Source organism: Streptomyces atratus (genome assembly GCF_900119365.1).
GTDB lineage: Bacteria > Actinomycetota > Actinomycetes > Streptomycetales > Streptomycetaceae > Streptomyces > Streptomyces atratus_B.
Genome location: NZ_FPJO01000018.1, coordinates 1 through 23,331, shown reverse-complemented (window position 1 = coordinate 23,331; position 23,331 = coordinate 1). Strand labels below are relative to the sequence as shown.

At 68.8% G+C, this 23,331-nt stretch carries 22 protein-coding genes and 4 pseudogenes; 13 read left to right on the top strand and 13 right to left on the bottom strand.

Features of this window, described 5'->3' with window-relative positions; genetic code table 11:
- The first annotated feature begins 123 nt into the window (after positions 1–123).
- From BT364_RS25880 to BT364_RS25870, 3 genes are all read left to right on the top strand, one after another.
- Positions 124–714, top strand: coding sequence for a hypothetical protein (locus BT364_RS25880; protein WP_072487645.1), 591 nt, complete (start codon positions 124–126; stop codon positions 712–714).
- Positions 715–832: 118 nt separating this feature from the next.
- Entirely contained in the window at positions 833–2,185 is a 1,353-nt protein-coding gene (locus BT364_RS25875; protein WP_072487644.1) for a Dyp-type peroxidase, read from the top strand.
- 55 nt (positions 2,186–2,240) lie between these two features.
- Positions 2,241–3,365 carry a catalase family protein gene (locus tag BT364_RS25870; protein ID WP_072487643.1) on the top strand — a complete coding sequence of 375 codons (1,125 nt, stop codon included), beginning with the start codon at positions 2,241–2,243 and terminating at the stop codon, positions 3,363–3,365.
- A gap of 73 nt (positions 3,366–3,438) precedes the next feature.
- Here BT364_RS25870 and BT364_RS25865 read toward each other — a convergent pair whose 3' ends face one another.
- Positions 3,439–3,729: a hypothetical protein gene (locus tag BT364_RS25865; protein WP_177328230.1), complete on the bottom strand. Its 291-nt coding sequence runs from the start codon at positions 3,727–3,729 to the stop codon at positions 3,439–3,441.
- Positions 3,730–4,082: 353 nt separating this feature from the next.
- Between BT364_RS25865 and BT364_RS25860 the strand changes: the two genes are divergently transcribed.
- Complete coding sequence (locus BT364_RS25860; protein WP_072487642.1) at positions 4,083–4,934, top strand: IS5 family transposase; 852 nt, start codon at positions 4,083–4,085, stop codon at positions 4,932–4,934.
- A gap of 79 nt (positions 4,935–5,013) precedes the next feature.
- The gene (locus BT364_RS25855; protein ID WP_143166550.1) at positions 5,014–5,988 is read left to right on the top strand and encodes an SMI1/KNR4 family protein; all 975 of its coding nucleotides are present in this window, start codon (positions 5,014–5,016) and stop codon (positions 5,986–5,988) included.
- Between the two features lie 8 nt (positions 5,989–5,996).
- Here the strand turns inward: BT364_RS25855 and BT364_RS25850 are convergent.
- From BT364_RS25850 to BT364_RS43275, 4 genes and pseudogenes are all read right to left on the bottom strand, one after another.
- Positions 5,997–6,433 (bottom strand): annotated as a pseudogene (locus BT364_RS25850) (IS5/IS1182 family transposase); the annotation flags it as partial.
- A gap of 35 nt (positions 6,434–6,468) precedes the next feature.
- Positions 6,469–6,825: an IS3 family transposase gene (locus BT364_RS25845; protein WP_072487640.1), complete on the bottom strand. Its 357-nt coding sequence runs from the start codon at positions 6,823–6,825 to the stop codon at positions 6,469–6,471.
- Positions 6,806–7,174, bottom strand: a pseudogene (locus BT364_RS25840) (IS30 family transposase); the annotation flags it as partial. The gene BT364_RS25845 and the pseudogene BT364_RS25840, both read right to left, overlap by 20 nt.
- Positions 7,175–7,534: 360 nt before the next feature.
- The gene (locus BT364_RS43275) at positions 7,535–7,657 is read right to left on the bottom strand and encodes a hypothetical protein (RefSeq protein ID WP_256260238.1); all 123 of its coding nucleotides are present in this window, start codon (positions 7,655–7,657) and stop codon (positions 7,535–7,537) included.
- On the opposite strand from BT364_RS43275, the pseudogene BT364_RS25830 reads away from it, so the two are divergent.
- Positions 7,655–7,900: pseudogene (locus tag BT364_RS25830) on the top strand (VOC family protein); the annotation flags it as partial. The gene BT364_RS43275 and the pseudogene BT364_RS25830 overlap by 3 nt on opposite strands.
- Before the next feature lie 252 nt (positions 7,901–8,152).
- Positions 8,153–9,220 (top strand): RNA ligase (ATP), encoded by a 1,068-nt coding sequence (locus BT364_RS25825; RefSeq protein ID WP_072487638.1) that lies wholly within the window; start codon positions 8,153–8,155, stop codon positions 9,218–9,220.
- A 295-nt stretch (positions 9,221–9,515) separates the two neighbouring features.
- On the opposite strand, the gene BT364_RS41695 is transcribed toward BT364_RS25825, so the two are convergent.
- The 3 genes from BT364_RS41695 to BT364_RS41075 all read right to left on the bottom strand — a co-directional run bounded on the left by BT364_RS41695 (position 9,516) and on the right by BT364_RS41075 (position 10,502).
- Positions 9,516–9,662, bottom strand: coding sequence for a hypothetical protein (locus tag BT364_RS41695; RefSeq protein WP_177328229.1), 147 nt, complete (start codon positions 9,660–9,662; stop codon positions 9,516–9,518).
- Positions 9,663–9,816: 154 nt separating this feature from the next.
- On the bottom strand, positions 9,817–10,236 hold the full coding sequence (locus tag BT364_RS44315; protein ID WP_177328228.1) for a hypothetical protein: 420 nt from the start codon (positions 10,234–10,236) through the stop codon (positions 9,817–9,819).
- Complete coding sequence (locus BT364_RS41075; protein ID WP_143166549.1) at positions 10,233–10,502, bottom strand: hypothetical protein; 270 nt, start codon at positions 10,500–10,502, stop codon at positions 10,233–10,235. The genes BT364_RS44315 and BT364_RS41075 overlap by 4 nt, the downstream gene beginning before the upstream one ends.
- Before the next feature lie 1,175 nt (positions 10,503–11,677).
- Here BT364_RS41075 and ftsH point away from each other — a divergent pair.
- The 3 genes from ftsH (at position 11,678) to BT364_RS25805 (ending at position 15,073) form a co-directional block, all read left to right on the top strand.
- A complete protein-coding gene (ftsH, locus tag BT364_RS25815) occupies positions 11,678–13,633 on the top strand; it encodes an ATP-dependent zinc metalloprotease FtsH (RefSeq protein WP_072487636.1) in 1,956 nt (651 codons plus the stop codon).
- A gap of 36 nt (positions 13,634–13,669) precedes the next feature.
- Positions 13,670–14,203, top strand: a complete 534-nt coding sequence (locus BT364_RS25810) for a CBS domain-containing protein (protein ID WP_072487635.1) — start codon at positions 13,670–13,672, stop codon at positions 14,201–14,203.
- 453 nt (positions 14,204–14,656) lie between these two features.
- The gene (locus BT364_RS25805) at positions 14,657–15,073 is read left to right on the top strand and encodes a CBS domain-containing protein (protein WP_072487634.1); all 417 of its coding nucleotides are present in this window, start codon (positions 14,657–14,659) and stop codon (positions 15,071–15,073) included.
- A gap of 704 nt (positions 15,074–15,777) precedes the next feature.
- Here BT364_RS25805 and BT364_RS25790 read toward each other — a convergent pair.
- From BT364_RS25790 to BT364_RS25775, 4 genes are all read right to left on the bottom strand, one after another.
- On the bottom strand, positions 15,778–16,413 hold the full coding sequence (locus tag BT364_RS25790; RefSeq protein WP_072487633.1) for a class I SAM-dependent methyltransferase: 636 nt from the start codon (positions 16,411–16,413) through the stop codon (positions 15,778–15,780).
- Between the two features lie 264 nt (positions 16,414–16,677).
- Positions 16,678–17,028: a hypothetical protein gene (locus BT364_RS25785; protein WP_143166548.1), complete on the bottom strand. Its 351-nt coding sequence runs from the start codon at positions 17,026–17,028 to the stop codon at positions 16,678–16,680.
- A gap of 199 nt (positions 17,029–17,227) precedes the next feature.
- Complete coding sequence (locus tag BT364_RS25780; protein ID WP_072487631.1) at positions 17,228–17,938, bottom strand: restriction endonuclease; 711 nt, start codon at positions 17,936–17,938, stop codon at positions 17,228–17,230.
- The gene (locus tag BT364_RS25775) at positions 17,935–18,144 is read right to left on the bottom strand and encodes a hypothetical protein (protein WP_072487630.1); all 210 of its coding nucleotides are present in this window, start codon (positions 18,142–18,144) and stop codon (positions 17,935–17,937) included. The genes BT364_RS25780 and BT364_RS25775 overlap by 4 nt, the downstream gene beginning before the upstream one ends.
- Positions 18,145–18,430: 286 nt before the next feature.
- Between BT364_RS25775 and BT364_RS25770 the strand changes: the two genes are divergently transcribed.
- The 3 genes from BT364_RS25770 to BT364_RS25755 all read left to right on the top strand — a co-directional run bounded on the left by BT364_RS25770 (position 18,431) and on the right by BT364_RS25755 (position 22,738).
- The gene (locus tag BT364_RS25770) at positions 18,431–19,972 is read left to right on the top strand and encodes a hypothetical protein (protein ID WP_072487629.1); all 1,542 of its coding nucleotides are present in this window, start codon (positions 18,431–18,433) and stop codon (positions 19,970–19,972) included.
- A 692-nt stretch (positions 19,973–20,664) separates the two neighbouring features.
- The gene (locus BT364_RS41685; RefSeq protein WP_177328227.1) at positions 20,665–22,374 is read left to right on the top strand and encodes an IS110 family transposase; all 1,710 of its coding nucleotides are present in this window, start codon (positions 20,665–20,667) and stop codon (positions 22,372–22,374) included.
- A 49-nt stretch (positions 22,375–22,423) separates the two neighbouring features.
- Entirely contained in the window at positions 22,424–22,738 is a 315-nt protein-coding gene (locus tag BT364_RS25755; protein WP_072487628.1) for a hypothetical protein, read from the top strand.
- 244 nt (positions 22,739–22,982) lie between these two features.
- Here the strand turns inward: BT364_RS25755 and BT364_RS43975 are convergent.
- Positions 22,983–23,228, bottom strand: a pseudogene (locus BT364_RS43975) (transposase domain-containing protein); the annotation flags it as partial.
- Between the last annotated feature and the right edge of the window lie 103 nt (positions 23,229–23,331).

Sequence of the window (23,331 nt, the reverse complement as noted above, 5' to 3'; positions counted from 1 at the left end):
TCATCCCGGGCAGGGGGTGCGACGCGACGCGTATGCCGTCAGGATAGAAGAGGTGAGGGCGATGGCGCCCCGTATTCGGGCGCTTGGCGACCCTCGCACCGATCCGCGGCAGGAGAATCTCCGATGACTGCGACGACGGGTGCAGCCCAGTCAGCTCAGCCCGAGCGCCCGGGCAGGAAAGATGGAGTCTGTAGCGAGTTCACCGTCTTCACAAGGATCAAGCCGGGCCACGCCGATGCGCTGCGTGAGGACCTCACCGCGCTCGCCGACGCGACAGCTGACAAGGAAGCCCGTGCGGCGCTGCGCCAGATCGGCACCCTGCACGACGCACGGCACGTGATCTTCGACAACGACACCCGGTTCATGTTCGCCAGCGTCTTCGACGGCTCCTGGGACACCTACATCGACGACTTCGCCAAGACGGTAGTCGGGGCCCGCTTCGACAAGGTCTTCTCGCACACCGAAGGGTTCCCCGGCGTATCCGATCCCGGGGCGAAGGACTGGTTCGTCTCCCAGCAGGAGCCCGCAGGAGTCTTCGTCAGCTCGTACCCCGACCTGACCGTTCAGCAGATCTGGAAGGACCAGCGCGTGGACGAGGCGTTCCAGGAGGTACTGGACACCCCCGAGTTCCGTGCAGCGCTCGACAACCCGGCGAACGCCGAGCTGCTGGCCACGCCCGCCTTCCAGAAGCTGATGGAGGAAGCCGCTGCCTAGCACCCGGACCCCGCCAACCCTCACAGCCGACCCAACACCGTTGGACCCGCGTCGACGCACGTCGGTCGGCCGCTGTGGAGCTGTCCAGACAGAGACCGATGCGGAGGCAGAAGCAAACATGAACACGGCGGACAGCAGCAGCGCAGTCGGCGTGGGCGTCGAGATCGACGACGTCCAGAGCGGGGCGCTGCGTCCACGGCCTGTGCCGTACGAGGGAAAGTTCGTCTTCCTGCGCGTCGATGACCGCCATGCCGGGCGTGCCTTGCTGCGGCGGCTGCTCCCGGTGGCCTCGGGTGGTCTGCCCGGCGCGGACCGGAGTCAGGATGCCTGGGTGGCTGTGGCGTTCACCTACCAGGGGCTGAGGGCCCTGGGGGTGCCGCAGGAGTCGCTGGACAGCTTTCCGCGGGCGTTTCGTGAGGGCATGGCCGCTCGGGCGGAGCTGATCGGGGATGTGGGCGAGAGTGCTCCGACCCACTGGGAGACACCGTTCGGAACGGGCGAGGTTCATATCGCGTTGAGCGCCCTGTCTTCCGATGCGGCGCAGCTGGACAAGGAGCTGGAGCGGGCCCGTGTCGCCTACGAGGACACGCCCGGTGTCCAGGTGATCTGGCAGCAGGACGTCCACCAGTTGCCGACCGGGCGCACCACCTTCGGCTTCCGTGACGGCATCAGCCACCCGAACATCGAGGGCGTCGGGCTGCCCGGTTCCAACCCGCAGGAAGTCCCCATCAAAGCGGGCGAGTTCATCCTCGGCTACCCCGACGAAACCGGCAGCCTGCCGCCCATGCCCAGTCCCGACGTGCTGGGGCGCAATGGAACCTACGCGGCCGTACGCAAGGTCCGCACCAACGTGGCGGCCTGGCGCCGGTACCTGCGCGCGAACAGCTCCAGCGCCGAGGAGGAGACACTCCTGGCGGCGAAGATGGTCGGACGCTGGCCCAGCGGAGCGCCGCTGACGCTGACGCCGGAGCACGATGACCGGGAGTTGGCGGCCGATCCGCACCGTGTCAACAACTTCTTGTACCGGGAGAACGACGATCGCGGCTTCCGGTGCCCCGCCGGTGCGCACATCCGGCGCACCAACCCCCGCGATTCCACCATCATCGGCGATGCGCGGATGCACCGCCTCATCCGCCGCGGCACCACCTACGGCCCACCGCTGCCCGAGGGCGTGCTGGAGGACGACGGCGCCGACCGGGGCCTGGTCGGAGTCTTCATCGGAGCACACCTTGAACGGCAGTTCGAATTCATCAAGGCCGAGTGGGTCAACGACGGCAACTTCATCGGCTACCCCGGCGAGAAGGACCCGGTGGCCGGGCACCACGGCGGAACCGGCAGCGCCACCATCCCGGACAAGCCGATCCGGCGCCGCCTGCAGAACCTGCCCAGCTTCGTGGCCACCCGCGGCGGTGAGTACTGCTTCGTACCGGGTCTGCGCGCCCTGCGCTGGCTCGCCGAACTGGAGGACTGACGGCACCGTCCCACGCCCGAGGCCCCACCACGGTCTTTGAGGAGAGGTCGAAGTCATGGCAGCACAGTTCGTCCGCTACACGCCGGACGTCGAAGACGACGACCCCCACTTCGACCGCAACGTGCAGACGGTGATCGAAAAGACCGAGAAATACATCGCCGAGTCGGTCGAGGCCGGTGGCACCGGACGCGCCCTCCGCGATGCCCACGCCAAGGGCTACGGGCTGGTCCGAGGGGAAGTGGAGATCCTGAACGGGCTTCCCCCCGAGTACGCCCAAGGCATCTACGCGACTCCGGGAACCCACGATGCACTCATCCGCTTCTCCAACGGCTCACCCCACGCCGGAGCCGACGCAAGACTGGGCGCCGCCACCGGACTGGCGCTGAAAATCTTCGACATCCCCGGCCCGACCCTGCTGGAAGACGAACCGGACACGGGCACATTCGACTACGCCAACATCAACGCACCGATCTTCTTCTGCAACACGGTCGAGCACTACCTGTTCATCCAGGAACTGTTCCTGAACGCCCCGGCCTACTTCTCCCAGGGACGACCCGGCGCACATCGTTTCTTCACCGAGTTCGTGACCGGAAAAGGAACGCTGGACCAGGACAACTGGGCATGGGACGAGTTCCTGGCCTTCCTGCGCCTGTCCAAGACCCCTCCGACGAACCTGCTGCTGTCGAGCTACTGGACGATGGGCGCGGTCCGGCACGGAGACCACATCGCCAAGGTGCGCATCACCCCCGACCCGTCCTTCGCCGCCGCGGTGGTCCGGCGCGCCATCGACCCGGCCTCCGCGCAGGAGGTCTTCCGGCCGGCCCTGCAAGCCGAACTGCAGGAGCGGCCCTACGCCTTCGACATCCAGGTCCAGCTCTGCACCGACCTGGAGCGCATGCCGGTGGAGGACACCACCGTGGAGTGGCCCGAACAGCTCTCGCCGTCCGTCACCGTGGCAAAGCTGCGGCTGCCGCAGCAGGACATCTCCGGCCCGCAGAACCTGGAGAAGATGGACTCACTGTCCTTCACCCCATGGCGGGTCACCGCCGAGCACGCACCCCTGGGCAACATCATGCGGGCCCGCAAGGAGGTCTACCGGCACTCCTCCATCGCGCGCCACAAGCTCAACCAGCAGCCGCGCAGAGAACCCCGCAGCGCCGACGAGGTGCTTGGCGCTTGACCGGGCAGAATGGCGAGCCGGTCGAGGCCGGGCACTCGCATAGATTGGGTTCGGACGTGAAGGCCACCAACCCCTACGGTCGGCGCTTCACGAGGCCACCCACCACCCCGTTTCCTCCGCATTCAGGAAGCCGCCGCACGCTCTCACCGCGGGCGATGAGCCACTGGGCGAGATGCCGGCCCGGGCCGTTGGCGTTCTCCACAGCCCACTTCCGCTGTGGCCACCGCTTGGCCCAGGCCAGCAGCCGCCGGTAGTCCGCCAGACTGGCCTCGATCCGCATCGACCCGACCTGCTGGTTCGAGACCGGCTCGACGGCGGTGGCGGTGTGGGTGGACTTGTGTGGGTCGACACCGAGCAGTATCACGGGACCTGATTCCTCACAGTCGGACGACGGGGACAGCCACGGTCGACACGCCGACTTCCGGAACCAACCTGGCCGGGACACGCCTCTGCTGAGTCAGACCGCGGACGGACACCGGACCGGCGACATACCCCGGCAGAGCCAGCCCCGAAGAGCGGCAGACGGTTCACGAGTCACCCGGACCGGCGTCCTACGGCACGCCACGAGCGGCCAACCCGACCGCGTCCCGCTTTCCCCATATAAGACCGACCGGCAGTAGGTGGCGGAGCACGGTCGCGATGAGGGGTGGCAGCAGAACGGGCACAGGTCCGCGTGATCATGGAGTTCTCTACGCTCTGTGACCGCGAAGGACGACTGTGCCCGCGCTGCCATCATGCCTGCTTGAACCCGTCTGGGACCAGTTCAGGGCCCTGCTGCCCGACCGGGACGAGTTTGACCCCAACCATCCGCTCGGCTGCCATCGGCGGCGCATACCGGACCGCGTGGTGTTCGAACACGTCGTCCAGGCGCTGGTCCACGGCTCCGGATACGAGCGCATCTCCTCGCCCGGATGCTCCGACCGAACGATCCGACGCCGCGTCAAGCTGTGGGCTCAGATGGGGATCTCGCAAGCGCTGCACCGGATTGCCCTGGAGGCGTACGACCGCATGATCGGCCTCGACCTTGATGAGATCTCGGTCGACGGCTGCATCACCAAGGCGCCGTGCGGCGGAGAGAAAGCGGGGCGCTCGCCCGTCGACCGGGGCAAGCAGGGACTGAAGCGCTCGGTCGCCTCCGACGCGTGCGGGGTCCCGCTCGGGATCGTGTCCGACGGGGCGAACCGGCACGACTCGCCGCTGCTCGGCCCCACCCTGGCAGCGGCCAAAGAGCAGACTGGTGCGATGCCGGAGGCCGTCAACGTCAACCTCGACCGCGGGTACGACAGCATCAAGTCACGTGCGCTGATCAGCGAGTTGGGATTCTCGGCCGAGATCGCCCGCAAGGGCGTGCCCGCCCCGATCCAGGCCGGCAAGCGCTGGGTGGTGGAGCGCACGCACTCGTGGATGAACGACTACGGCAAGCTGCGGCGCTGCACCGAGAGGAGCGGCGAAGTCGTGGACTTCTACCTCTACCTCGCCGCCGCACTCGTCACGCTCCGCATGCTCATTCGACGCTCGACGAGCCGCTACCGCTGGGACGGCCGCCCCAACACCCGACGCCTCAAGTGATCCATTTGCCGGTCGGTCTAAGTCGGCGGTTCAGCCTCGTGGACGTCACCTGTCGGTGCGTGCAGTTATCGTGCCGGTCATGCCTGATGATCTGAGTGTTGACGGCCTGGGGGCTGAGCCCAGCGTTGCGGATGAGCCGGCTGCCGGTGCCATGAATGCGGTGGCCCGTTGGAGGGAGTTCGAGCGGCTACTTGTCGGGAGGGGGCTCGGGTGGGGGTTGCGTTACACGCCGGCACAGATTCGCTACGTACGTAGCGTGGAGCACCCGCAGGGGGCGGACCTGGAGCACCTGTTGCCTGCCGACTACCGCGCCTTCGTGGCGGAGGTCGGCTATCCCGTGCTCAACTACGGCGGCGATATTGAAGGGTTCGCGTTTCTTCCCCCTGAGGCCATGGCCGCACTGTCGGTCAATCAATGCGGTCCCGAACAGTCGGTCGATCAATGCGATCCCGACTTCGCTTTCCCCCGTCCTGCCAAGGACCAGCCAACCCGGTGTCTGCACGCGCTCTTCGCCAGCTGGGACTTGCCCGATTACGCGGGCTACTCGTTCGGTCCAGCCGGGGACGAGGACAAGATCGCCGTGTGGATCGGTTATGACGGTGCGCCCCAGGACGTGGCGGGTACGTTCACCGAATGGCTCGACGCGGAGATGGATCTGCACGAGCAGCACATCGCCGAGTTCGACGATGCGAAGGTAGCCGAACTGCGAATGGCTTACGACAAGGCTGTTGACGAGCCGCGCATGGCTGGCGTTGGCCCAGATGATTCTTACCACCTGCTCGGATACGCGCTGGGCGGCTCCTACGACCAGGCCGCGTACACCGCCGAAGACCTCGACCTGTTCTGGGTGGGCCCTGGCGTATGCGGCGGTGATCACGGCGTGTACGGGCTGATAGACGGGTCGGGCACCTGGCGGATCCCGTACGGCACCAGGTTCAGGGCCGTTCGGCCATTCCGCGATGGCGTCGCCGAGGTCATCGTGGCCTCGAAGGGCACCAGCGATACCGGCCCGTGGACCAGGATTCGGCCGGATGGATCGATCGTGCGCGGATAGGCGTGGGTTCATGAGCGGCGGTGCGGGCGTTCGTCCCAGCGGTGGGTTGTCCATGCCTGGCGGATCAGGCTGCGTACGGTGATGATGGTGTCGGCGAGATCGAAGAACGCGTTGATCGCGATGGTCCGCCGCTCGTAGCAGCGGGCGAGGCGCTGGAAGGCGTCCTGCCAGGCGTGGGTACGCTCCACGTGCCACCTCTGACCTGCCTGGATCGGCGCCTTCTCGCCTTTGTGAGCGATTCGGCCGTGCAGGCCGCGCTCGGCGAGCAGGGCGCGGGTCTTGTCGGAGTCGTAGCCGGCGCCAGGTGCGCGGTGATGTCGTCGGGCAGGGGGCCGAGGTCGTCCAGCAGGTCCAGGGTCGGGACGAGCAGCGGGGAGTCGTGGCGATTGGCTCCGGCCAGGACGCGGCCCAGTGGAATGCCGTAACCATCCGTCATGCCGGAACGTGTTTGAGGTTCCCCCGACCTGCGGGAGGTGTTGATCAGCTGGTCAGTGCGGGTTGACGGGGCTTCAGGTTCGTTCGTTCGGTCGTTGCCTGGTTGGCGTAGTGCTTCTCCTCGAACTCGACGGGGCTGAGGTAGCCGAGTCGTTTCTGGATGCGGCGGGAGTTATAGAAGCCGTCGATGTATTCGAAGAGCGTGAGGTTGGTCTCGGCTCGGGTGGTGAAGACCCGGCCGCGGATGCACTCCGTCTTGATCAGCATCCAAAGATTCTCCGCGAGGGCGTTATCGTACGAGTCCCCGATTGAGCCCATGGACGCCTGGATCCCCGCTCGCAGCAGGCGAGTTGTGAGCTTGATCGACGTATCTTGCGCGGACTCAATCGGTTGTCGCAACACCGGCTTCTTGAGTCAAGAGCAGGTGTTCGTCGAGGGCTTCAGCGGGTGTCTTCCATCCGAGGGTTTTGCGGGGGCGGCTGTTGAGGGCGAGTGCAACGGCTGCGAGGTCGTCTGTCTGCCATCGGGAGAGGTCCGTGCCCTTCGGAAAGTACTGCCGCAGCAACCCATTCGTATTCTCGTTCGTGCCGCGTTGCCACGGGCTGTGCGGGTCCGCGAAGTAGATCTCGAGGCCGGTGTCGACGCGGAGCCGGGCATGCTGTGCGAGTTCTTTGCCGCGGTCCCAGGTCAACGAGCGACGCAGCTGCTCGGGCAGCGTGGTGATCGTGGAGGCGATCGCGTCCCTGACGGCAAGCAGGAGCCCGGTTCAGCGCGCAAGGCGAGCCCATTCCCTGGACGGCGCGCCCGCCCGAGCGCAGACATCCGGCTGAGTGAGCGGATGCACTCCTGGATCCAGCTCGTCTGCGTCAGAACAGGGCGGGACCTGCCATCACCGTGACCGCGACCAGGGGCGGAGCGACGATCCGAGCCCGGCCCGGTCCCCCACACCTCCGACGTCCGTCCCGCCGGGGCCGGCCCCGGGAAGGATGCGGCCAGGAGGCGCTGAAGCGGGCGGCGGCCACCACGTACCGCGGCGCGGCACCTGCCGCGCAGTCCGGGCCGGTGATCCCTCAGCAGGCCCGCCGCCAGGAGCAGCCCGCGGGCACCACCCCTACTTGGTCGTGTGCGTGGGGTAGACCTCGACGTCGGTGTAGGCGCCCTTGATCTCCCCCGCGCCCGCGGGCCACTTCAGGGAGGGGCCCTCGCGTACCTGAGGCGGGAGCGGGGGCGGCACGGCCCACGGCTGTTCTTCCAGCAGGTGCCGGAGGACAAGGTCGCCAAGAACCGCGTCCACCTCGACGTCCGCGCGGCTCCCGGACTGCAGGGAGAGGAGCGGATGGCGGCGCTGGAGGTCGAGTGCGACCGGCTCGTCTCACTGGGAGCAAAGCGGGTACGTCGCTATGAGCCCGCTCCCCCGATGAGCGCCGGCTTCATCGTGATGACCGACCCTGAGGGCAACGAGTTCTGCCTGGACTGACGCACAGCTGTAGTTGCGGAAGCCGCGGCCGGTCTTGCGGCCGAGACAGCCGGCAGTGACGAGGTGCTCCAGCAGCGGGGAACAGCGGGGACAGAACGTTCGGTCTGAAGGATGTTCTGGTCCTGCTCGACGGCCTACGGGCCGTGTCCAACGGGGAGTTGACGTCGGCGGCGTTCACAATATTCAGTGGATCGGACGGGCCGCGTTCCGGACAGTAGGGGGCGATGAAAACCACACCGGAGGAGCCCTGACATGTCGACGCTGCATGTGACCGCCGAAACGCTGACGATCCACGAGCACCCGAACGCCGACGCCCTCGAACTGGCCCAGGTGGGCCTGTACCGGGCCGTCGTCGCCAAGGGCGCGTACCGCAGCGGTGATGTCGCCGTCTACATTCCGGAGCAGTCCGTCCTCCCGCAGGGGCTGATCGAGGAGCTGGGCCTGACCGGCCGTCTGGCCGGAAGCACGGCCGACCGGGTGAAGGCGGTGCGGCTGCGCGGGGAGCTGTCGCAGGGCATCGTCTGCCGCCCGGGGGCGCTGGCGGACGTCGACCTGGCCCGGGCGGCCGCGGACGGCACCGACTTCGCCGAGCTGCTGGGCATCACCAAGTGGGTGCCGCCGATCCCGCCCACGATGAACGGAGAGGTGGAGTCCGCGCCCGATCTGCTGCCCTGGTGCGACATCGAGAACGTCCAGCGCTATCCGGGCATCTTCGAGCCCGGGGAGCCGGTCGTCCTCACCGAGAAGGTGCACGGCTCGGCCTGCCTGGTCACGTACACCGTGGAGGACGGTCGTACATGGGTATCGTCCAAGGGGTTCGGGGCCAAGGGGCTCGCCCTGAAGGAGGACCCGCGCAATCTGTGCTGGCGCGCGGTCCACGCCCATGGCGTGCCTGCGGCGGCGGCGCGTCTCGCCGAGAAGCTGGGCGCGACACGCGTCGGCATCTTCGGCGAGGTGTACGGCGCCGGGGTGCAGGACCTCGACTACGGCGCGGACGCCCGCGGCGAGACGCTGGGGTACGCGGTCTTCGACCTGTCCGCAGAAATAGCCGGACAGGTTCGCCGGCTGAATCCGGCAGACCTGCTGGAGGGTGAACTGCCGCTCGTACCCAGGCTGTACGAGGGCCCGTACGACATCGACAAGGTGCTGGAGCTCGCCTCGGGGTGGGAGACCGTCTCCGGGCGTGAACTGCATCTGCGTGAGGGTGTGGTGATCCGCCCGGCCGTCGAGCGCCACAGCCCGGTGGTCGGCGGACGGGCGATCGCCAAGGCGGTCAGCCCGGCGTACCTGACCCGCAAGGGCGGCACTGAGTACGAGTGAGCCCCGGCCGCGGGGGCCCCGCACGGGGAGGGCGCCCCACTGCCGGTTCAAGTCAGCCGCCGAGTCGTTCTTCCAGGGCCTCAAGCGGGAACTGCTGCACGGACGGCGCTGGACGTCGAAAGCACTGGCCCGCCTGGAACTGTTCCGCTGGATGTCGTGTGCGGACAGTGAGCAATGGGGATACGTCGCCTACAAGACTGTCTGAATCTGCGCGAATCGCCCGTCGGCCCGTGAGGGCGGACGGGCGGAAACAGGAACGCCGCCTCATGGCACCGGGCCCGGCCGCGCTGCGCCATCAGAGGCGGTGCAGTGGGGCTGTTCCGTCGGCCCAGTGCCAGTTCACCGGCTGCCACTGCTTCTTGAGGGCAGTGCGTTCCTTGGCGTAGCCGCCCGGCACGCTCCGGGCGCGGACGGACCGCCGCCGGCCAACTGGGAGCTGCACCGCACGCTGACGGAAACGCTGGAGAGCTGGCAGGAGGACGGGCAGGCTGCGCGAGGGCTCGCTGCTGCTGGTCGAGTGGCTGATAACCGAACTGTGCGCCTACGTTGCCGGGCAGGTCGGTGACCGGGCATGCGAGCACCGCGCCCGGCTCTCCTCAAGCCCCGACGGCATCGTGGTGATTGCCCTCATCCCGTGGCGTCCCAGGGAGTGGGAATCGCCAGGCCCCGGTAACGGTGGCGAGTTGGCCTTGTCCCTCCACCCTTCCACCAACCCCGAAGTAGAAGCCCGCCGCTCCTTCCACGACGGGCTGCGCCTGTTCCGGCTCCCGCCACGCATAGCCGCCGTGGTCGTGCTGGGTGTGCAGGGCGTCCGCGGTGATCAGCGCGCCGGTGAGGTCGAGCGGGGCGAGCAGGGGTTCGAAGGCGGGGATTTCGTAGCTCTTGTCGGCGATCTGCTGCTGAGCGAGGACTTCCCCGGCGTGTGCCATGGCTGCGAGCAGGACGGTTGCTGTGCACTGGGCGGTGCGTGAGCCGCGCAGGGTCTTCCCGTCCACGGCGATGGCCCGTTTGATCACGGTTTTGTGGGCCGGCGGGTCCTCGTCGGGGCCGGGCGGCGCGGCGCGGGCGGTGAGATACGGCCGATGGCCAGGTCCAGGGCGTTGCCGTCGAGTCGTGTGAGGAGCAGGCGGATCGTGCCGGGGTGGGGTGGGCGGATACGGTCGGTGAGCGGGTCGCGGGGCAGGCCGAGCCAGTGCAGGAGTTCGGCCGGGCGTCGGTGGCCCTTTCGCGGGCCGCGGCCAGTGACCGCCCGCTGGCCAGGACCGCGGCGATGGCGCAGCACAGCAGTGAGTCCAGCCGGTAGCGTCCGCGTACCTTCCTCGGATCGGGTATCGCTTCCAGGAAGACACGCAGGTCACAGACGGTTTGTGTGGGATCGGACGTGTCCCGGGGGCCCAGTTGGGCGACGGCGGGGACGCTGCTGGAGGATGTCAGGGCAGGCACGGGCTCGCTCGGTGTTCATGGGACGTAGACACTCACGTGATCACCGGCACCGTGACTGCTTCGTTCCCGCCCCACGCAGCCGCGCACCGCCCGGACATGAGTGGGCGTCTGTCCTCAACCTGAGCGATCACGACGAAGGCCGCAGATCGCTTCTACTCGATGCCCCTGCTCAGTTGGGTGCCGGTGCGCCCCCAGCGTGTATCCGTACGCACGCCGGAATACATCGATGAACGCGCTCGCAGACACCCATCCTCAGTCTGCGCGACAGCCGTGCCCGGAGTGGCAGCTCCCTTCGTCAGGGAGTCCTCTCCATGGCACCAAGGCTCCCGGCCATGGGCGCACGGACCGTAGGCTGCCCGAACGGCCGAGAACCGGTGGGCGCGGGCGACGCTGCCGCCTGATCCCGGGAGCGCGCGACGAGTGGCAGCAGTCGCCAGAGCACCGACGTGAGACACCCGTGGGCCGTCGGTCCCCGGGTAGCCCCGGAAGGCCCCGGCCCTGACTGCCGGTGCTCACTTCACAACGGACTCACCGCGGACGGAGAGCGGTGCGGGGAGCGCCGTGGGACGGAGACTTACTTGGTGGTCGGCCGAGGGGGTAGCCGCGGCCGTTCATGTCCGCTTGCGCCCCCGTTGCGGGTCCGCCTCCGCCCATTCCGGGTGTACTTTGTCCCGCGCGTACCCGGCCGTCCGGTGACAGCTCCCCGAGGACCTGCACGTGGAGCTCGGGGGCCTGCTGAGGTGCGGATCGTTTCATAACAAGCTCCTGAAAAGCACTTTCCAGACTCGTCGCCCAAGGCCGGTGTGGTGGAGGGCCGAGGACTCCTGGTTCTGGTCGGCTGGTTTCTCCGGCCGGGACCGCGCGTGACCCGGACCCGACTCGGTGCGTTCGCTCCTGCCGATGGCGGAGAAGGCGTTGATCCTGGAAGTGGGACGCCCGTCTGCGATCCACACCTCTTCGAATCACGGGAAAGGTCTCGCCCGAGGTTCACCCTTCCGCCAAGGGAGCCGTCCGGTGATCACATCAGTTCGTCTGTCAGGCCGGCATCTGTCACGCTCGGCCAAACCGGGCCCCCCACGCGAGGCGCCCAAGCCGCCGGCGCCTTCGCCGGGGCCTTCCTGGTCCCGCTGGCTGCTGCCCATCGCCACGTTGGTCCTGCTGATCGTGGTGCTGATCCGAACTTCCGCACCCCAGGAAGGCGCTTCGCTCTCGTACAGCGAGTTCGTGGGAAAGGTCGGCGTCGGTCAGGTCAAGACGGTCGACATCGACGACAAGGGCGCCATCAAGGGAACCCTCAAGGACGGCAAGAAATTCACCACGCGGATACCCACCGCTTTGGACAACAGTCGCCTGGAGCAGCAATTGCAATCCAAGAACGTGAAGATCACCGCGTCCCGGAGCAGCAACGGCAGCCCCCTCGGGACACTGCTGGTGCTGCTCCTGCCGCTTCTGCTCATCGTCGCTCTGTTCATGTGGACCGGCCGCCAGGCAGCAAGGACACTGGGCGGGGGGCTGAGTGCCATCGGGCGGGCCCGCGCCAAGATCATCGAGACCGAGCGGCCGACCACCCGCTTCGAGGACGTCGCGGGCTACGGGGGCGTCAAGCAGGAGATCAGCGAGATCGTCGACTTCCTGCGCAGCCCCGAGCGTTACGCGGTCGCGGGAGCCAAGGGACCACGTGGTGTGATCATGGTGGGCCCGCCAGGCACCGGTAAGACCCTCATCGCCCGCGCGGTGGCCGGCGAGGCGGAGGTCCCGTTCCTGTCGGTGACCGGCTCGGCGTTCGTGGAGATGTTCGTCGGTGTCGGGGCCTCCCGGGTGCGCGACCTGTTCGCCGAGGCACGCAAACGAGCCCCCTCGATCATCTTCATCGACGAGATCGACGCCGTCGGCAGCCGTCGCGGCGGGGCTGCCCGGCTGGGCGGCAACGACGAACGCGAGCAGACCCTCAACCAGCTCCTCGCCGAGATGGACGGCTTCGACCAGGCCAGCGGCATCGTCGTCCTGGCCGCGACCAACCGGCCCGAGGCCCTCGACCCGGCGCTGCTGCGTCCCGGCCGCTTCGACCGGCACGTGACCGTGCCGCTGCCCAACCAGACTGAGCGGGCGGCCATCCTGGCCGTCCACGCCCGCGGCAAGAACCTGGCACCGGACGTCGACTGGGACACCGTCGCCCGGGCCACGCCCGGCTTCTCCGGCGCTGACCTTGCCAATCTGGTCAACGAGGCCGCCATCAATGCCGTCCGGGCAGGAGGTGCCGTCATCGACGCCCAGGGTCTCGGCGACGCCCGCGATCGGTTGCTGCTGGGGCGGCGGGAGTCCACCAACGCCCTGCTGCCGGAGGAACGGCGTTCCGTGGCCGTCCACGAGTCCGGACACGCGCTCACGGCGGCCCTCTGTGAGCACGCCGACCCGGTCGCCAAGGTCACCATCCTGCCCTCCGGGCCTTCACTGGGTGCCACTGAGCAGCTCCCGGAGGCCGAACGGCACCTGTACAGCGAGGGCTATCTGACCGACCTGCTGACCGTCCGGCTCGGCGGCCGCGCGGCTGAGCTGGTCGTCTTCGGCGAGGGCTCGACCGGTGCCGCCGACGACCTGGCCGGTGCCACCCAGCTCGCCGCCCGCATGGTCCGCGAGTTCGGCCTGTCCCCGACTCTCGGCCCCATCGGGTATGGCTCCGGAGCCCCCCGCTACCTCGGCGGCGAGAGCACCGAAGAGACACTGCACCGGCCCTATTCCGAGCAGACCCAACGCATCGTCGACGAGGAGACCGCCCGACTGCTGCGGCAGGCCGAGGAACGCGCGGTGGCTCTGCTGCGCGACCACCGGGAGGCGCTGGACACCCTTGCCGGACTGCTTGCCACCCGCGAGACCGTCGACGGAGCAGTAGTCCTGGACGTACTCCAACAGCAACAGCGGTCGGGCGGCCACCACAACACGGCGAAAGGGAAGCCGACGCCCTCCCCGTGACGCCGCGGCGACGCTCGCAAACAAGAAGGAGCGACCATGGAGAAGAACCAGCCGGGGCCGGTCCACGGTGAGCAGGAGGTCTTGGCGCGGACGGTTGCCGTCGTGATGCGCACCGCTGTGGTCACGATCGATGTCGACGAAACCGTGCTCGTGGCCTGGGAGTTGTTGGAGCGATCCGGCTCCCGTCACCTTCCGGTCGTGCATCCGGACGGTCGCTGTGCCGGCCTGCTGGACAGGGCCGACGTGGCGGTCGTCTGTGCGGCACCGGCCGCCTCGCTGTCCGGCCTGCGCGTGGGCGACCTCCTGCCCGCCCGCAGGTCGGCGCTCGTACATGTCGAGCAGACCGTACAGCACGCAGCCGACCTCATGAGCTGTACCGAAGCCGACGCCGTGCTGGTGCTGGAGGAAGGCGGGCGTCTCGCCGGGGTGCTGGCCGCAGCAGACATCGTCGCGGCCCTCGCCGGTCGTCCGGTGCGGAAGGAACCCGCCGACACGCGGCTGCGGGCCCCGTCCACAGTGTTGCCTGGACTCCCGCTTCGGCGGGGCTACCGTGGAACGGCGGTGCCCTGAGCGCCCACCACTGGGCTGCGGCGCGCGTACCGAGGCGACACCTGTGCAAGGCTGTCCTGGTGTCACCTGACGTCGACGTCAGGTCCGACCGGGCCCGAGCACGCGTGCGGTCTCAGGTATCAGTTCCCCATCGTTGGCCTGGCGGCGCGTGCGCCCTGTGCGGCACGCCCTGGTGCTGGGATCGACGTCACCCGCGCTGCTGCGGACGCGGTCCCTCGCCGGTCACCCCTGGCCGGGCCGGGGCCGGGCAGCCATATGCGGCCGGTTCGTACAGCGGCAGCTGTGACCTGGCCATCTGCCTCCTCGCAGCGAGGGCTCAAGTGGTGGCCCCTCTTGGCCGGCATGCGTACGGGATACGAAGAATCCACACTGGATTCATGGAGGACCGATTCTGGGCGTGCCCGAATCCATGGGCTCTGCCCGCGTAGATCCTGAGGCCCGAAGGAGACGGCCGTGACCATTGCACGGGAGATCATGCACGCTGGTGCAACCTGCATCGAGGAGAACGAGACGCTGGAGGTCGCGGCGCGCCGGATGAGTGAGCTGGACGTCGGAGCGCTCCCGGTCTGCGGGCCGGACGACAGGCTCCACGGGATCGTCACCGACCGCGACATCGTGGTGAAGTGTCTCGCCAAGGGCAAGGACCCGAAGAGCACGACCGCGGGCATGCTCGAGCAGGGCAAGCCGATCAGCATTGATGCCGGGGCCGACACGGATGACGTTCTGCGGGCCATGGAGGAGCACAGGATCCGGCGGCTGCCGGTCATCGAGAACCATCGCCTGGTCGGCATGATCAGCGAGGCGGACCTCGCACGTCGCCTCCCGGAGGAGCAGGTGGGACACTTCGTCGAGGCCATTTGCGCCGCGTAGTGACTCCCCCCGCTGTCCGCAGGCCACTCGTCACCCTTGCCACCGTCCAGTCTGGGCCGAGCACGCCGAACGCACCGAGATCTTCCTCGGCCGGCTCGGCACCACACGCAAGACTGAACGCACTCGGCTCCAGGCCGACTACGACCGGGCCCTCCGCGTCGTCGCCGAGATCGACGCCGCCAGCACCATGGACGAGGAGTCCGCATGAGGATTTCCGCAGCCCAGCGGGCCGAGAACGAGAACCGCGTCCCGGCCGCCATTGGACCGGCTCCTGCGCGGCGAGGTCCCGCCTGGTGGAAGGCACGACATCAAGACCCTTGCCAGCGAGGCCGCGGTCGTCCGCACCGCGTTCTACGGCACCCGCCCCTACGCTCACCCCCGCGTCGAGTTCGAACGCCGCCTGAACGTCATGCGCGAGGCCGGCGAGATCCCCGATCCTCGCGAAGCCCGGGGTCGCCCGGCTCAAGGCGGAGAACACCAATCTCCGGGAACGGCTCGCCAAGTCCGAGCAGATGATCGACGAGCTCACCGACTTCCGCAGCCAGGCCCTGGCCCGGCTCGCCGCCCAACATGAACAGATCGTCCGGCTCCGCGAGATCTCCGCCGGGACACCCGAGTGAGCCACTTTCCCGCACTGCGAACCACCGTGATCGGAAGCTGCAGTTGATACGGGCGAAGCAGAGGGGAGAGTCCACGTGGTCCTGTCAGTCGTTGTTACGTAAGACGAGCAGATAGCGCCAGAAGAGGAGCCTGCGGATGCTGCATCCAGGCAGGAGCACTGCGGCCTCCCGGCGGATCTGGAGCAGGGGCATGGCCGGCTGTCTCACTGGCGCCTGCACCTGTTCTCGACCAGTCGCCGCAGTAGAGACGGGGCGAAGCTTGTCCCTCACGGCTACGGCCAGCCTGGCGACGGCGTTGGCGGGCACGGCTGCCAGGCTCCAAGCCCAGTCGAGCCGGGTCCTCTCCGGATAGCAGCCCAAGATCACGAGGACGCCGCCGGGCGCGAGCGCGTCACGCAATGCAGTGACGGTGTCGAACGGCATGTGATGGATGCTGGCGAGGCACGAGATGAAGTCGTAGTGCTCCTTCGGAAGTTCGACTTCGGTGACGTCCGCGTGCTGGAAGCGCGGGCTCCGGTCACCGGCTATCGGCCCGGACAGCGCGCGGGCCTCCGCGATGGCTTCCTCCGACGGATCGATCGCATCGACCTCTATGCCCAGGTGAGCGAGTCGACGCGCGAACCGGCCGGTCCCGCAACCGACATCCAGTGCCGCACCCCCATTTCGTGGCACCTGGCGCAACAGCAGGCGGTGATAGTGGTCGTTGTGATCAAAGAGCATGGTCCGACCCTGCCACAGAGGACGCCCTCCGCCCTCACCTTCCGCCACCAGGACCTCTGCAGTGAATTGCGTCATATCGGCGGGGCTAGAATGCAACACACGCCACTGTCATCGTCGCGAACGCGGCGCCGACACCGGACCTGCTCATTGGCAACACGCACTCGACCGCACACGACCCCCGCGGACACAGGCAGGTCTCTGGCCTGGCACGTCGCCCGACGCCCCGGCCGACTCAGGACTCGGTGTCCAGGGAACAAAGAGTGCTCACCTGCCGGCGGCTACCAGGCACCGAGTCTGCCGGTTGGAGCCTCGGTAGGTCTTATTAGGGAACATGGTTCCTTGGCCTCGCCTTGCCCGTCCCTGCGGACCACCGTTCTGGCTCGGGTCCACGAGCTCCTTGCCGCGGCGCTCCAGGTCGTACGGACAGCGCGGGCCGTGGTCCTTGCCGGGGTTCTTGACGCAGTGCGACGACTTGGAGTCCAGGTCATCGGCGTTGCCATGCCGGACGTGGACATCGACTCCGCACTCCCAGCACTTGAGCGGTTCCACGTACGGGGGATGCGGTTGGACATCGATCGCGGACCGGTCGTACTTGTCCTCGCGGGCGTCCATCACGAATGGGATCCGACACCCCGCTTCTTCTTCGGCTTCGCCACACCGCCCCCTCTTGCCCCGGCCTTTCTGCCGATCACGCCGCGTCACCAGGCCTGCAGGCAGCCCACTTGGCATGATTGGGGCCTTTTGCTGGTTCGTTTGCCTGTCTCGCTCTCGAACGGTCAGGAAGGCGGGGCGCACGAGGGCGCCGCGCGCGGCTTCAGGAGAGCGAGGTCGGTTTGCGGGGCGGTGGGACGGCCCGGAGCAGTTCCCACAAGGGGCGTGAGCCGGCCGCCCACACACCGAGGGTGTGGCGGTCGACGACATGGAGGCGCTGCTGCTCGGCGAAGGCCACGGCCGGCGCCGTGACGCGGCCGTTGGTGACGATCACCGCGACGTCGGCGCCGTGGACCTGGCGGGCGGTGCCGTTGAGGACCTGAAGGTCCGGGCTTCCCACGGCGGAGCCGGCGAGGCCGTTGCGGCGGTGTTTGCACTGGATGACCCAGCGCCGTCCGTAGGGGTCGGTGGCCTTCACGTCGGCGCCCAGGTCGCCGCCGCCTCCGACGCGGACCGCGTCCTGGCAGCCGTCACGCTGCATCAGCTCCCGCACCGCGTCCTCGAACCGGGCGTGGTGCAGGCCATCCAGCTGCGTCAGCCTGTAGCGCAGGCCCTGCGTACGGACCGCTTCCCACCGGGCTCGCTGCTGCTTCTGGTGGAGCCAGACGCCGCCGGCCAGCACGGCAAGGACACCGATGGCGACCAGGACCCACCAGTGAACCAGCAGCCAGTTGACCAGGGCGACGGCCAGAACCGCGGCCACGAGGAGCACGACCAGCCGGTCATTCGCACGCTGCCGCCTGCCACGCCTGCGGGTACGCCGCCGCGCCGCCGTGCGCCTGGTGGCCGCGGGCCGGCGCCTGCGGGGGCTCACCGGCTGGCCTGTGTCACGCCGCTCGCGAGCTGCCCCAGGAAGCTCAGGACGCCCTGGCCCACCGGGGTGGGCGCCAGGAGGATCCCGAGCGCCAGGACGATGACGACGGTCATCTTCTCGTCGAAGCGGCTGCGGGCCTCCGTACGCCGGCGCAGCCGGAAGAAGACGATGACTGCAAGCAGCAAAGCTACGTTGATAGTCAGCAACCGCCCAGACCTCCCGTACGACCGGCCTACACACAGATGAGGCCGCTACGTGCCACCCCGCCTTCTTGTGTAGCCCGGCCTCAGTGATGTTGGAGGCGGGTTGCCGACGAATGGCACAAAGCCATCGGACCTGGCCGAATACCACGCGGCGGATCAGTCGCGGACGTGCGCTTCGCGGGCGCCCCTGCTGGCTCGGTGAGCCGCATACGCTAGGCCCGCCGCGCGCCGTCGGCCATGGCAGGCAGCGGGTGGCAGTCAGGGACACGGAACGGGAAGGAAGAGCGGGATGACACAGGGTGCGGGGAGCGAGCTGGACGAGCGGGTGCCAGGACGCCGGTGGACAGTGCGGCTGGACGCCGCCGGCCGGGACAGTGCGGCGGTGCGCATCTCATGCAGCCGCCCCGCATGTGCCGAGCAGCGTCTGCCGTCCGCGACCACCGGCCGTGCTGCCGCGGTCGCCCACCTCAAGGCCCACCTGCGCGCCGCCCCCGCCCCCAGGGCCGGGACGTACTGCGCGTGCAGGGCCGAGGGCTGCCACACTCATCTGCCCGACACCGGCCGGCATGCGCGTGCCGAACCCTGGCGGTGCGGCGGGCCGATCGTCCTGGCCGTGATCACCGACCGGGGAGGACGCTGGTGGCAGGCCATGGAGTGCTGCTCTCGGTGTGCGGCCGCCACACCCGGAGCGAAGACCGCAGCCACCTCCCAGGCCCCCGGGCCCCAGCTCTCCGAGCGCCCGGCCCCCGCAGCCCCGGGCGCGGGCACGCCGCAGTTCTCCGACCACCAGGTCGCAGCCGGGACGGGGGGGCCGACTCCCCGCTCCGCACCCGTGCGGCGCCGCCCACCGCAGGTGAAGATCGCCCAGCGCGTCATCCCGCGCAATCTGCGCCCCATCGCCCTGCGGGACGAACTCATCGAACTCGGTGACCTCTTCCGCACCTACCAACAGCGCGACCAACCCGACCTGGCGCTTCTGGCCGACCTCCACACCCGCAAGGCGAGCGCCTTCGCAGCCTGGGCCGAGGCCACCGGCGACACCCGCCTGAAACTGGACGCCCAGCGTGCCGAGCAGGCCGCCACCGCCGCCCGTCTCCAGCACCAGCAGCGCACCGGCCTGGCCACGAGCAGCACCGACCCAGACAGCAACACCGCAGCCGTGGCCCGCCTGCTGGCCGGCCCCGCCCAGTGGGGCCACGCCCGGTCCGTCCTGGCCCACGTCACCGACACCGTCCCGCTGCCCGGGCCGGAGGCGCGCCTGCTGGTGGTGATGCTGACTCTGCGCACCGCGCACACCGGCACGGGCAACCTCGTCGGCCAGGACCTCACCGGGCTGGGCCTGAGCGATCCGGAGGACCTTGTCACGCAGCTGGCCGACTGCGGCTGGCTGCGCCTGCCCAATACCCCTAGTGACCTGCTCGCTTCCCGGCCCGAGAACCCCACCCCTATCACCGTCCCCTCCCTGGTTCCCGACGATGGCGGTTCGGGACCGTTCACGTTCGGCAAGAAACTGCGGCCCAAGCTCTCCGGATGGGCCCAGAAAGTCGTCTCGGACAAGAAACTCCGCAAGACCAAAGCAGGCGCCGGCCCCCGGCTGCTCGCCCTGGTCCTGGCCACCCACAGCTTCCCTGACGGACGGTTGGGCCCCGGCGGCCAGGGCATCGACCTGGACCACCTCGCCTCCTGGTGCGCCGTCGGCCCCGGCGAACTGGCTCCTCTGGCCGACCAGCTGGCCGCAGCGGACTGGCTCACCGAACCCGCCCTCACACCCACCCGTCTCACCGGCCGGCTGGCCGAGCGGGTCCTCCCGCTCACCTGCCCCCTCACCTAGCCGGGGCAGGCCGAGGCGCGAGGTACAACACCCGTCCGAGTGAACCCGTGACGGTGTCGTCCGCTGGCTGCCAGCGCCAACCTGGTTGCCTGCCAGGGCCTGCTGCTCGCCGCGACCGACTACGAACCGGCGCGGGTTGCTGTTGGCCACCGCGGTCTCCAGGAGAGATAGCGCCTCAAGGCGCAGTGAGGTGCCGCGTCCTTCCCGGGACAGCTCGCCGGCGTTTTCCAGGACTGTCCCGAAGGGGATAGCTGCCCCGAGGAACTTGGACTGGAAGACGTCCGGGCCTTGGTTCTCGTATTCAGGGTCCCATCCCCAGTCGACTACCGCGGGGGAAATGTGGCGCACTCGCCGAGGAGCTCCTGCAGGGTGAACGACTGCCCGACCCGCTCGCCGGTCGCCCCGCTGGTACTTGGCCGTCGGTTCGGGTGTCAACCGGGCTGCCTGGGTGTAGTGAACCGCCGACTTATATGGGGAAAGCGGGACGCGGTCGGGTTGGCCGCTCGTGGCGTGCCGTAGGACGCCGGTCCGGGTGACTCGTGATTCGGGGCTGGCTCTCCCGGGGTATGTCGCCGGTCCGGTGTCCGTCCGCGGTCTGACTCAACAGAGGCGTGTCCCGGCCAGGTTGGTTCCGGAAGTCGGCGTGTCGACCGTGGCTGTCCCCGTCGTCCGACTGTGAGGAATCAGGTCCCGTGATACTGCTCGGTGTCGACCCACACAAGTCCACCCACACCGCCACCGCCGTCGAGCCGGTCTCGAACCAGCAGGTCGGGTCGATGCGGATCGAGGCCAGTCTGGCGGACTATCGGCGGCTGCTGGCCTGGGCCAAGCGGTGGCCACAGCGGAAGTGGGCTGTGGAGAACGCCAACGGCCCGGGCCGGCATCTCGCCCAGTGGCTCATCGCCCGCGGTGAGAGCGTCGTCGACGTGCCTGCCGCGGCGACCAGCCGGGTGCGCGAACTTTCCCGCGGTGGACGGCGTAAGAACGACCAGATAGACGCAGCGGCCGCAGCCACCGTTGCTAATCTGCAGGGAGAAGGGCGGGATCTCGCGCCCGAGGATCACACCACGGCGCTGGCCCTCCTGGACGAACGGCGTGTGAACCTGGCCCAGGCCCGGGTGCGCACGGTCAACCAGCTCCACGCGCTGCTGCGTGACCTGCTGCCCGGCGGCGCCCCGACCCAGCTGTCCGCGGACCTGGCCGCCAAACTGCTGCGATCCGTCCGCCCCGCCGGCGATATCGAGACCGTCCGGAAGGACATCGCCTGGGACCTGGTCGCCGAGACCCGGAAACTGGACAAGCAGCTCACGGACAACGCTGCCCGGATGCAGAGCCTGGTAGAGGCATCGAGCAGCACGCTGATGGACACCCCGGGCATCGGGCCGGTCATGGCCGCTCGGCTGATCGGCCGCACCGGACGGGCTCACCGCTTCTCCACCTCGGCGGCATTCGCGAACTATGCCGGTGCCGCCCCGGTGGAGATCGCCAGCGCGTTGAATTCCTGGCGGGCGTGGATTGCCGGGGGGCCACCGCCGACCACTGCACGCTGTTCGCTAGCATCCCTTCGCATGACGAAGCGGGGGTGGCGACTGGGTGTCGTGGCGGTGCTGGCAGCGATATGTATCTCCGGTCCAGGACGCCCGGAGGCCATCCGTACGGCGCCGGACCTCGGCCCCCTGCCGGCCGACCGCTACGACTACACGCCGCAGGACTACCAGCGATCGCAGCGGGCCTCGGCGTTGCTGGTCCGGCAGTGCATGGCGGAGCGCGGTCACTCGGACTTCCCGCTCGACCCCCGTTACCCCAGCGACCCCGTCGTCGCCACCGCGGTCAGCACCGACTACGGCGCCCTGGATCTCGCCACCGCCCGCCGCTGGGGCTACGGCTGGGACCCAGCAAAGTCCCGGGCTCTCCGGCCGACGGGCCGCCGGATGACCAATGCCGAGTATGCGGACTTCCCCGCCTGCAACGCCGAGGCGAGTCGGCGGCTGATGCGCGGCATCAATCTCAAGCGGGACTGGCTCTACGCAAGCACACGGGCGATCGGGATCGACAAGGCGGTCAAGCGCGACCCGCGCCTCCGCGCGGCTTGGGACGTGTGGTCCCGCTGTGTGGCAGAACAAGGATTCAGGCGCTATCCCGACCCCGTCGCGGCGTACACAGACACCGTCTGGCAGCGGGGCAGTGACGGCAACACCCGGCATACACAGCGGGAGCGTGCCACCGCCGTCGCGGACGTCACCTGCAAGCGCCGCCACCATACGGCCGAGCTCTGGCACGCTGCACGGGCGCGGAAGCAGGCCGTGGACATCACACGGCACCGCGACCACTACGCCGCCGGACTGCAGGCGCTGCGGACGTACCGGGCCACCATTGCCGAGGTGCTGCGAAGGCTTGGCTAGTGCCGTGACCGCATTGGTTCGCCGGGTGGGATACGGCAGGATCTCGTGCATGTTCGAAGAGAAGCTCGAAGCGCTCTCGCAGGTGATGGCCGAGCACATGGCCATGCCGTTCCCGCCAGGTTTCCGCGGCCTGGACATTCAGGACCAGGACATGGTGATGCTTGATGCGGACGTCTACGGCTACGCCCTGGGCGTTCTCGAAGGCCCGCTCGACGAACAGCGCGGTGAAGGCTTGATCCGGCTGACGGCGGTGTTCGAGAAGGTTCTCCCGGCGATCGACGACGAGTACGCGACCAGGTACTACACGCGCGTCCGCGACATGACTGTGCTGGCCGCCGAAGTCGAGACTCTGCGCGAGAAGTAGCCCTCGGACCAGGAAGGTTCGCCCGGCTCGTGGTCGCGGCGGTTGGATGTGCGCGGTGACGTCCGATCCGACCGTTGGAGGCGCGATGGCCGAGCCTGTCCGTGTGCGCAGATAACCGACCAGGAGGGGCAGAAGCGGCAGCAGATCGTGCGCCGGGGCAGCACCAGTTCGGTGCGGTTCCGGCGCGCGATGATGCTGATGGCGCCGAGCCGGCGGGAACCGGGTCCCGGTGATCCCCCAACCGTCGGCGGGCCCGGCCGATCGCCGCTGTCGTCGGCACCCGCCACGGCTTCTCCCACCGCCGCACCCGCTCCAGCCCCTGCGTCAGCAGCCGGGCCACCTCCTCATAGCCCTGCCCGGAGAACAGACACATCGCGAGCACGAAATAGACCACCACCCGGGCCGGCAACAGCCGCGACCGCTGTTCCAGACGCCCACACCCAACAACCACCTCATCCACCAACTCAGGCGGAAACACCCGCGTCAGCACACCCAGAGCGATCCGGTCCGACAACCGCTCACCCGACGACTTCACCTGTCCAGGCCTTGGCACACCACACCCAACGACCCACCACCAACAAAGTCACCGGTAT

What these genes read in the sequence shown, in the direction of transcription:
- BT364_RS25880 (WP_072487645.1), top strand. Translation starts at nt 124, where the DNA reads ATGACTGCGACGACGGGTGCAGCCCAGTCAGCTCAGCCCGAGCGCCCG.
- BT364_RS25875 (WP_072487644.1), top strand. Translation starts at nt 833, where the DNA reads ATGAACACGGCGGACAGCAGCAGCGCAGTCGGCGTGGGCGTCGAGATC.
- BT364_RS25870 (WP_072487643.1), top strand. Translation starts at nt 2,241, where the DNA reads ATGGCAGCACAGTTCGTCCGCTACACGCCGGACGTCGAAGACGACGAC.
- BT364_RS25855 (WP_143166550.1), top strand. Translation starts at nt 5,014, where the DNA reads ATGCCTGATGATCTGAGTGTTGACGGCCTGGGGGCTGAGCCCAGCGTT.
- BT364_RS25825 (WP_072487638.1), top strand. Translation starts at nt 8,153, where the DNA reads ATGTCGACGCTGCATGTGACCGCCGAAACGCTGACGATCCACGAGCAC.
- BT364_RS25810 (WP_072487635.1), top strand. Translation starts at nt 13,670, where the DNA reads ATGGAGAAGAACCAGCCGGGGCCGGTCCACGGTGAGCAGGAGGTCTTG.
- BT364_RS25790 (WP_072487633.1), bottom strand. Translation starts at nt 16,413, where the DNA reads ATGCTCTTTGATCACAACGACCACTATCACCGCCTGCTGTTGCGCCAG.
- BT364_RS25770 (WP_072487629.1), top strand. Translation starts at nt 18,431, where the DNA reads ATGACACAGGGTGCGGGGAGCGAGCTGGACGAGCGGGTGCCAGGACGC.
- BT364_RS25755 (WP_072487628.1), top strand. Translation starts at nt 22,424, where the DNA reads ATGTTCGAAGAGAAGCTCGAAGCGCTCTCGCAGGTGATGGCCGAGCAC.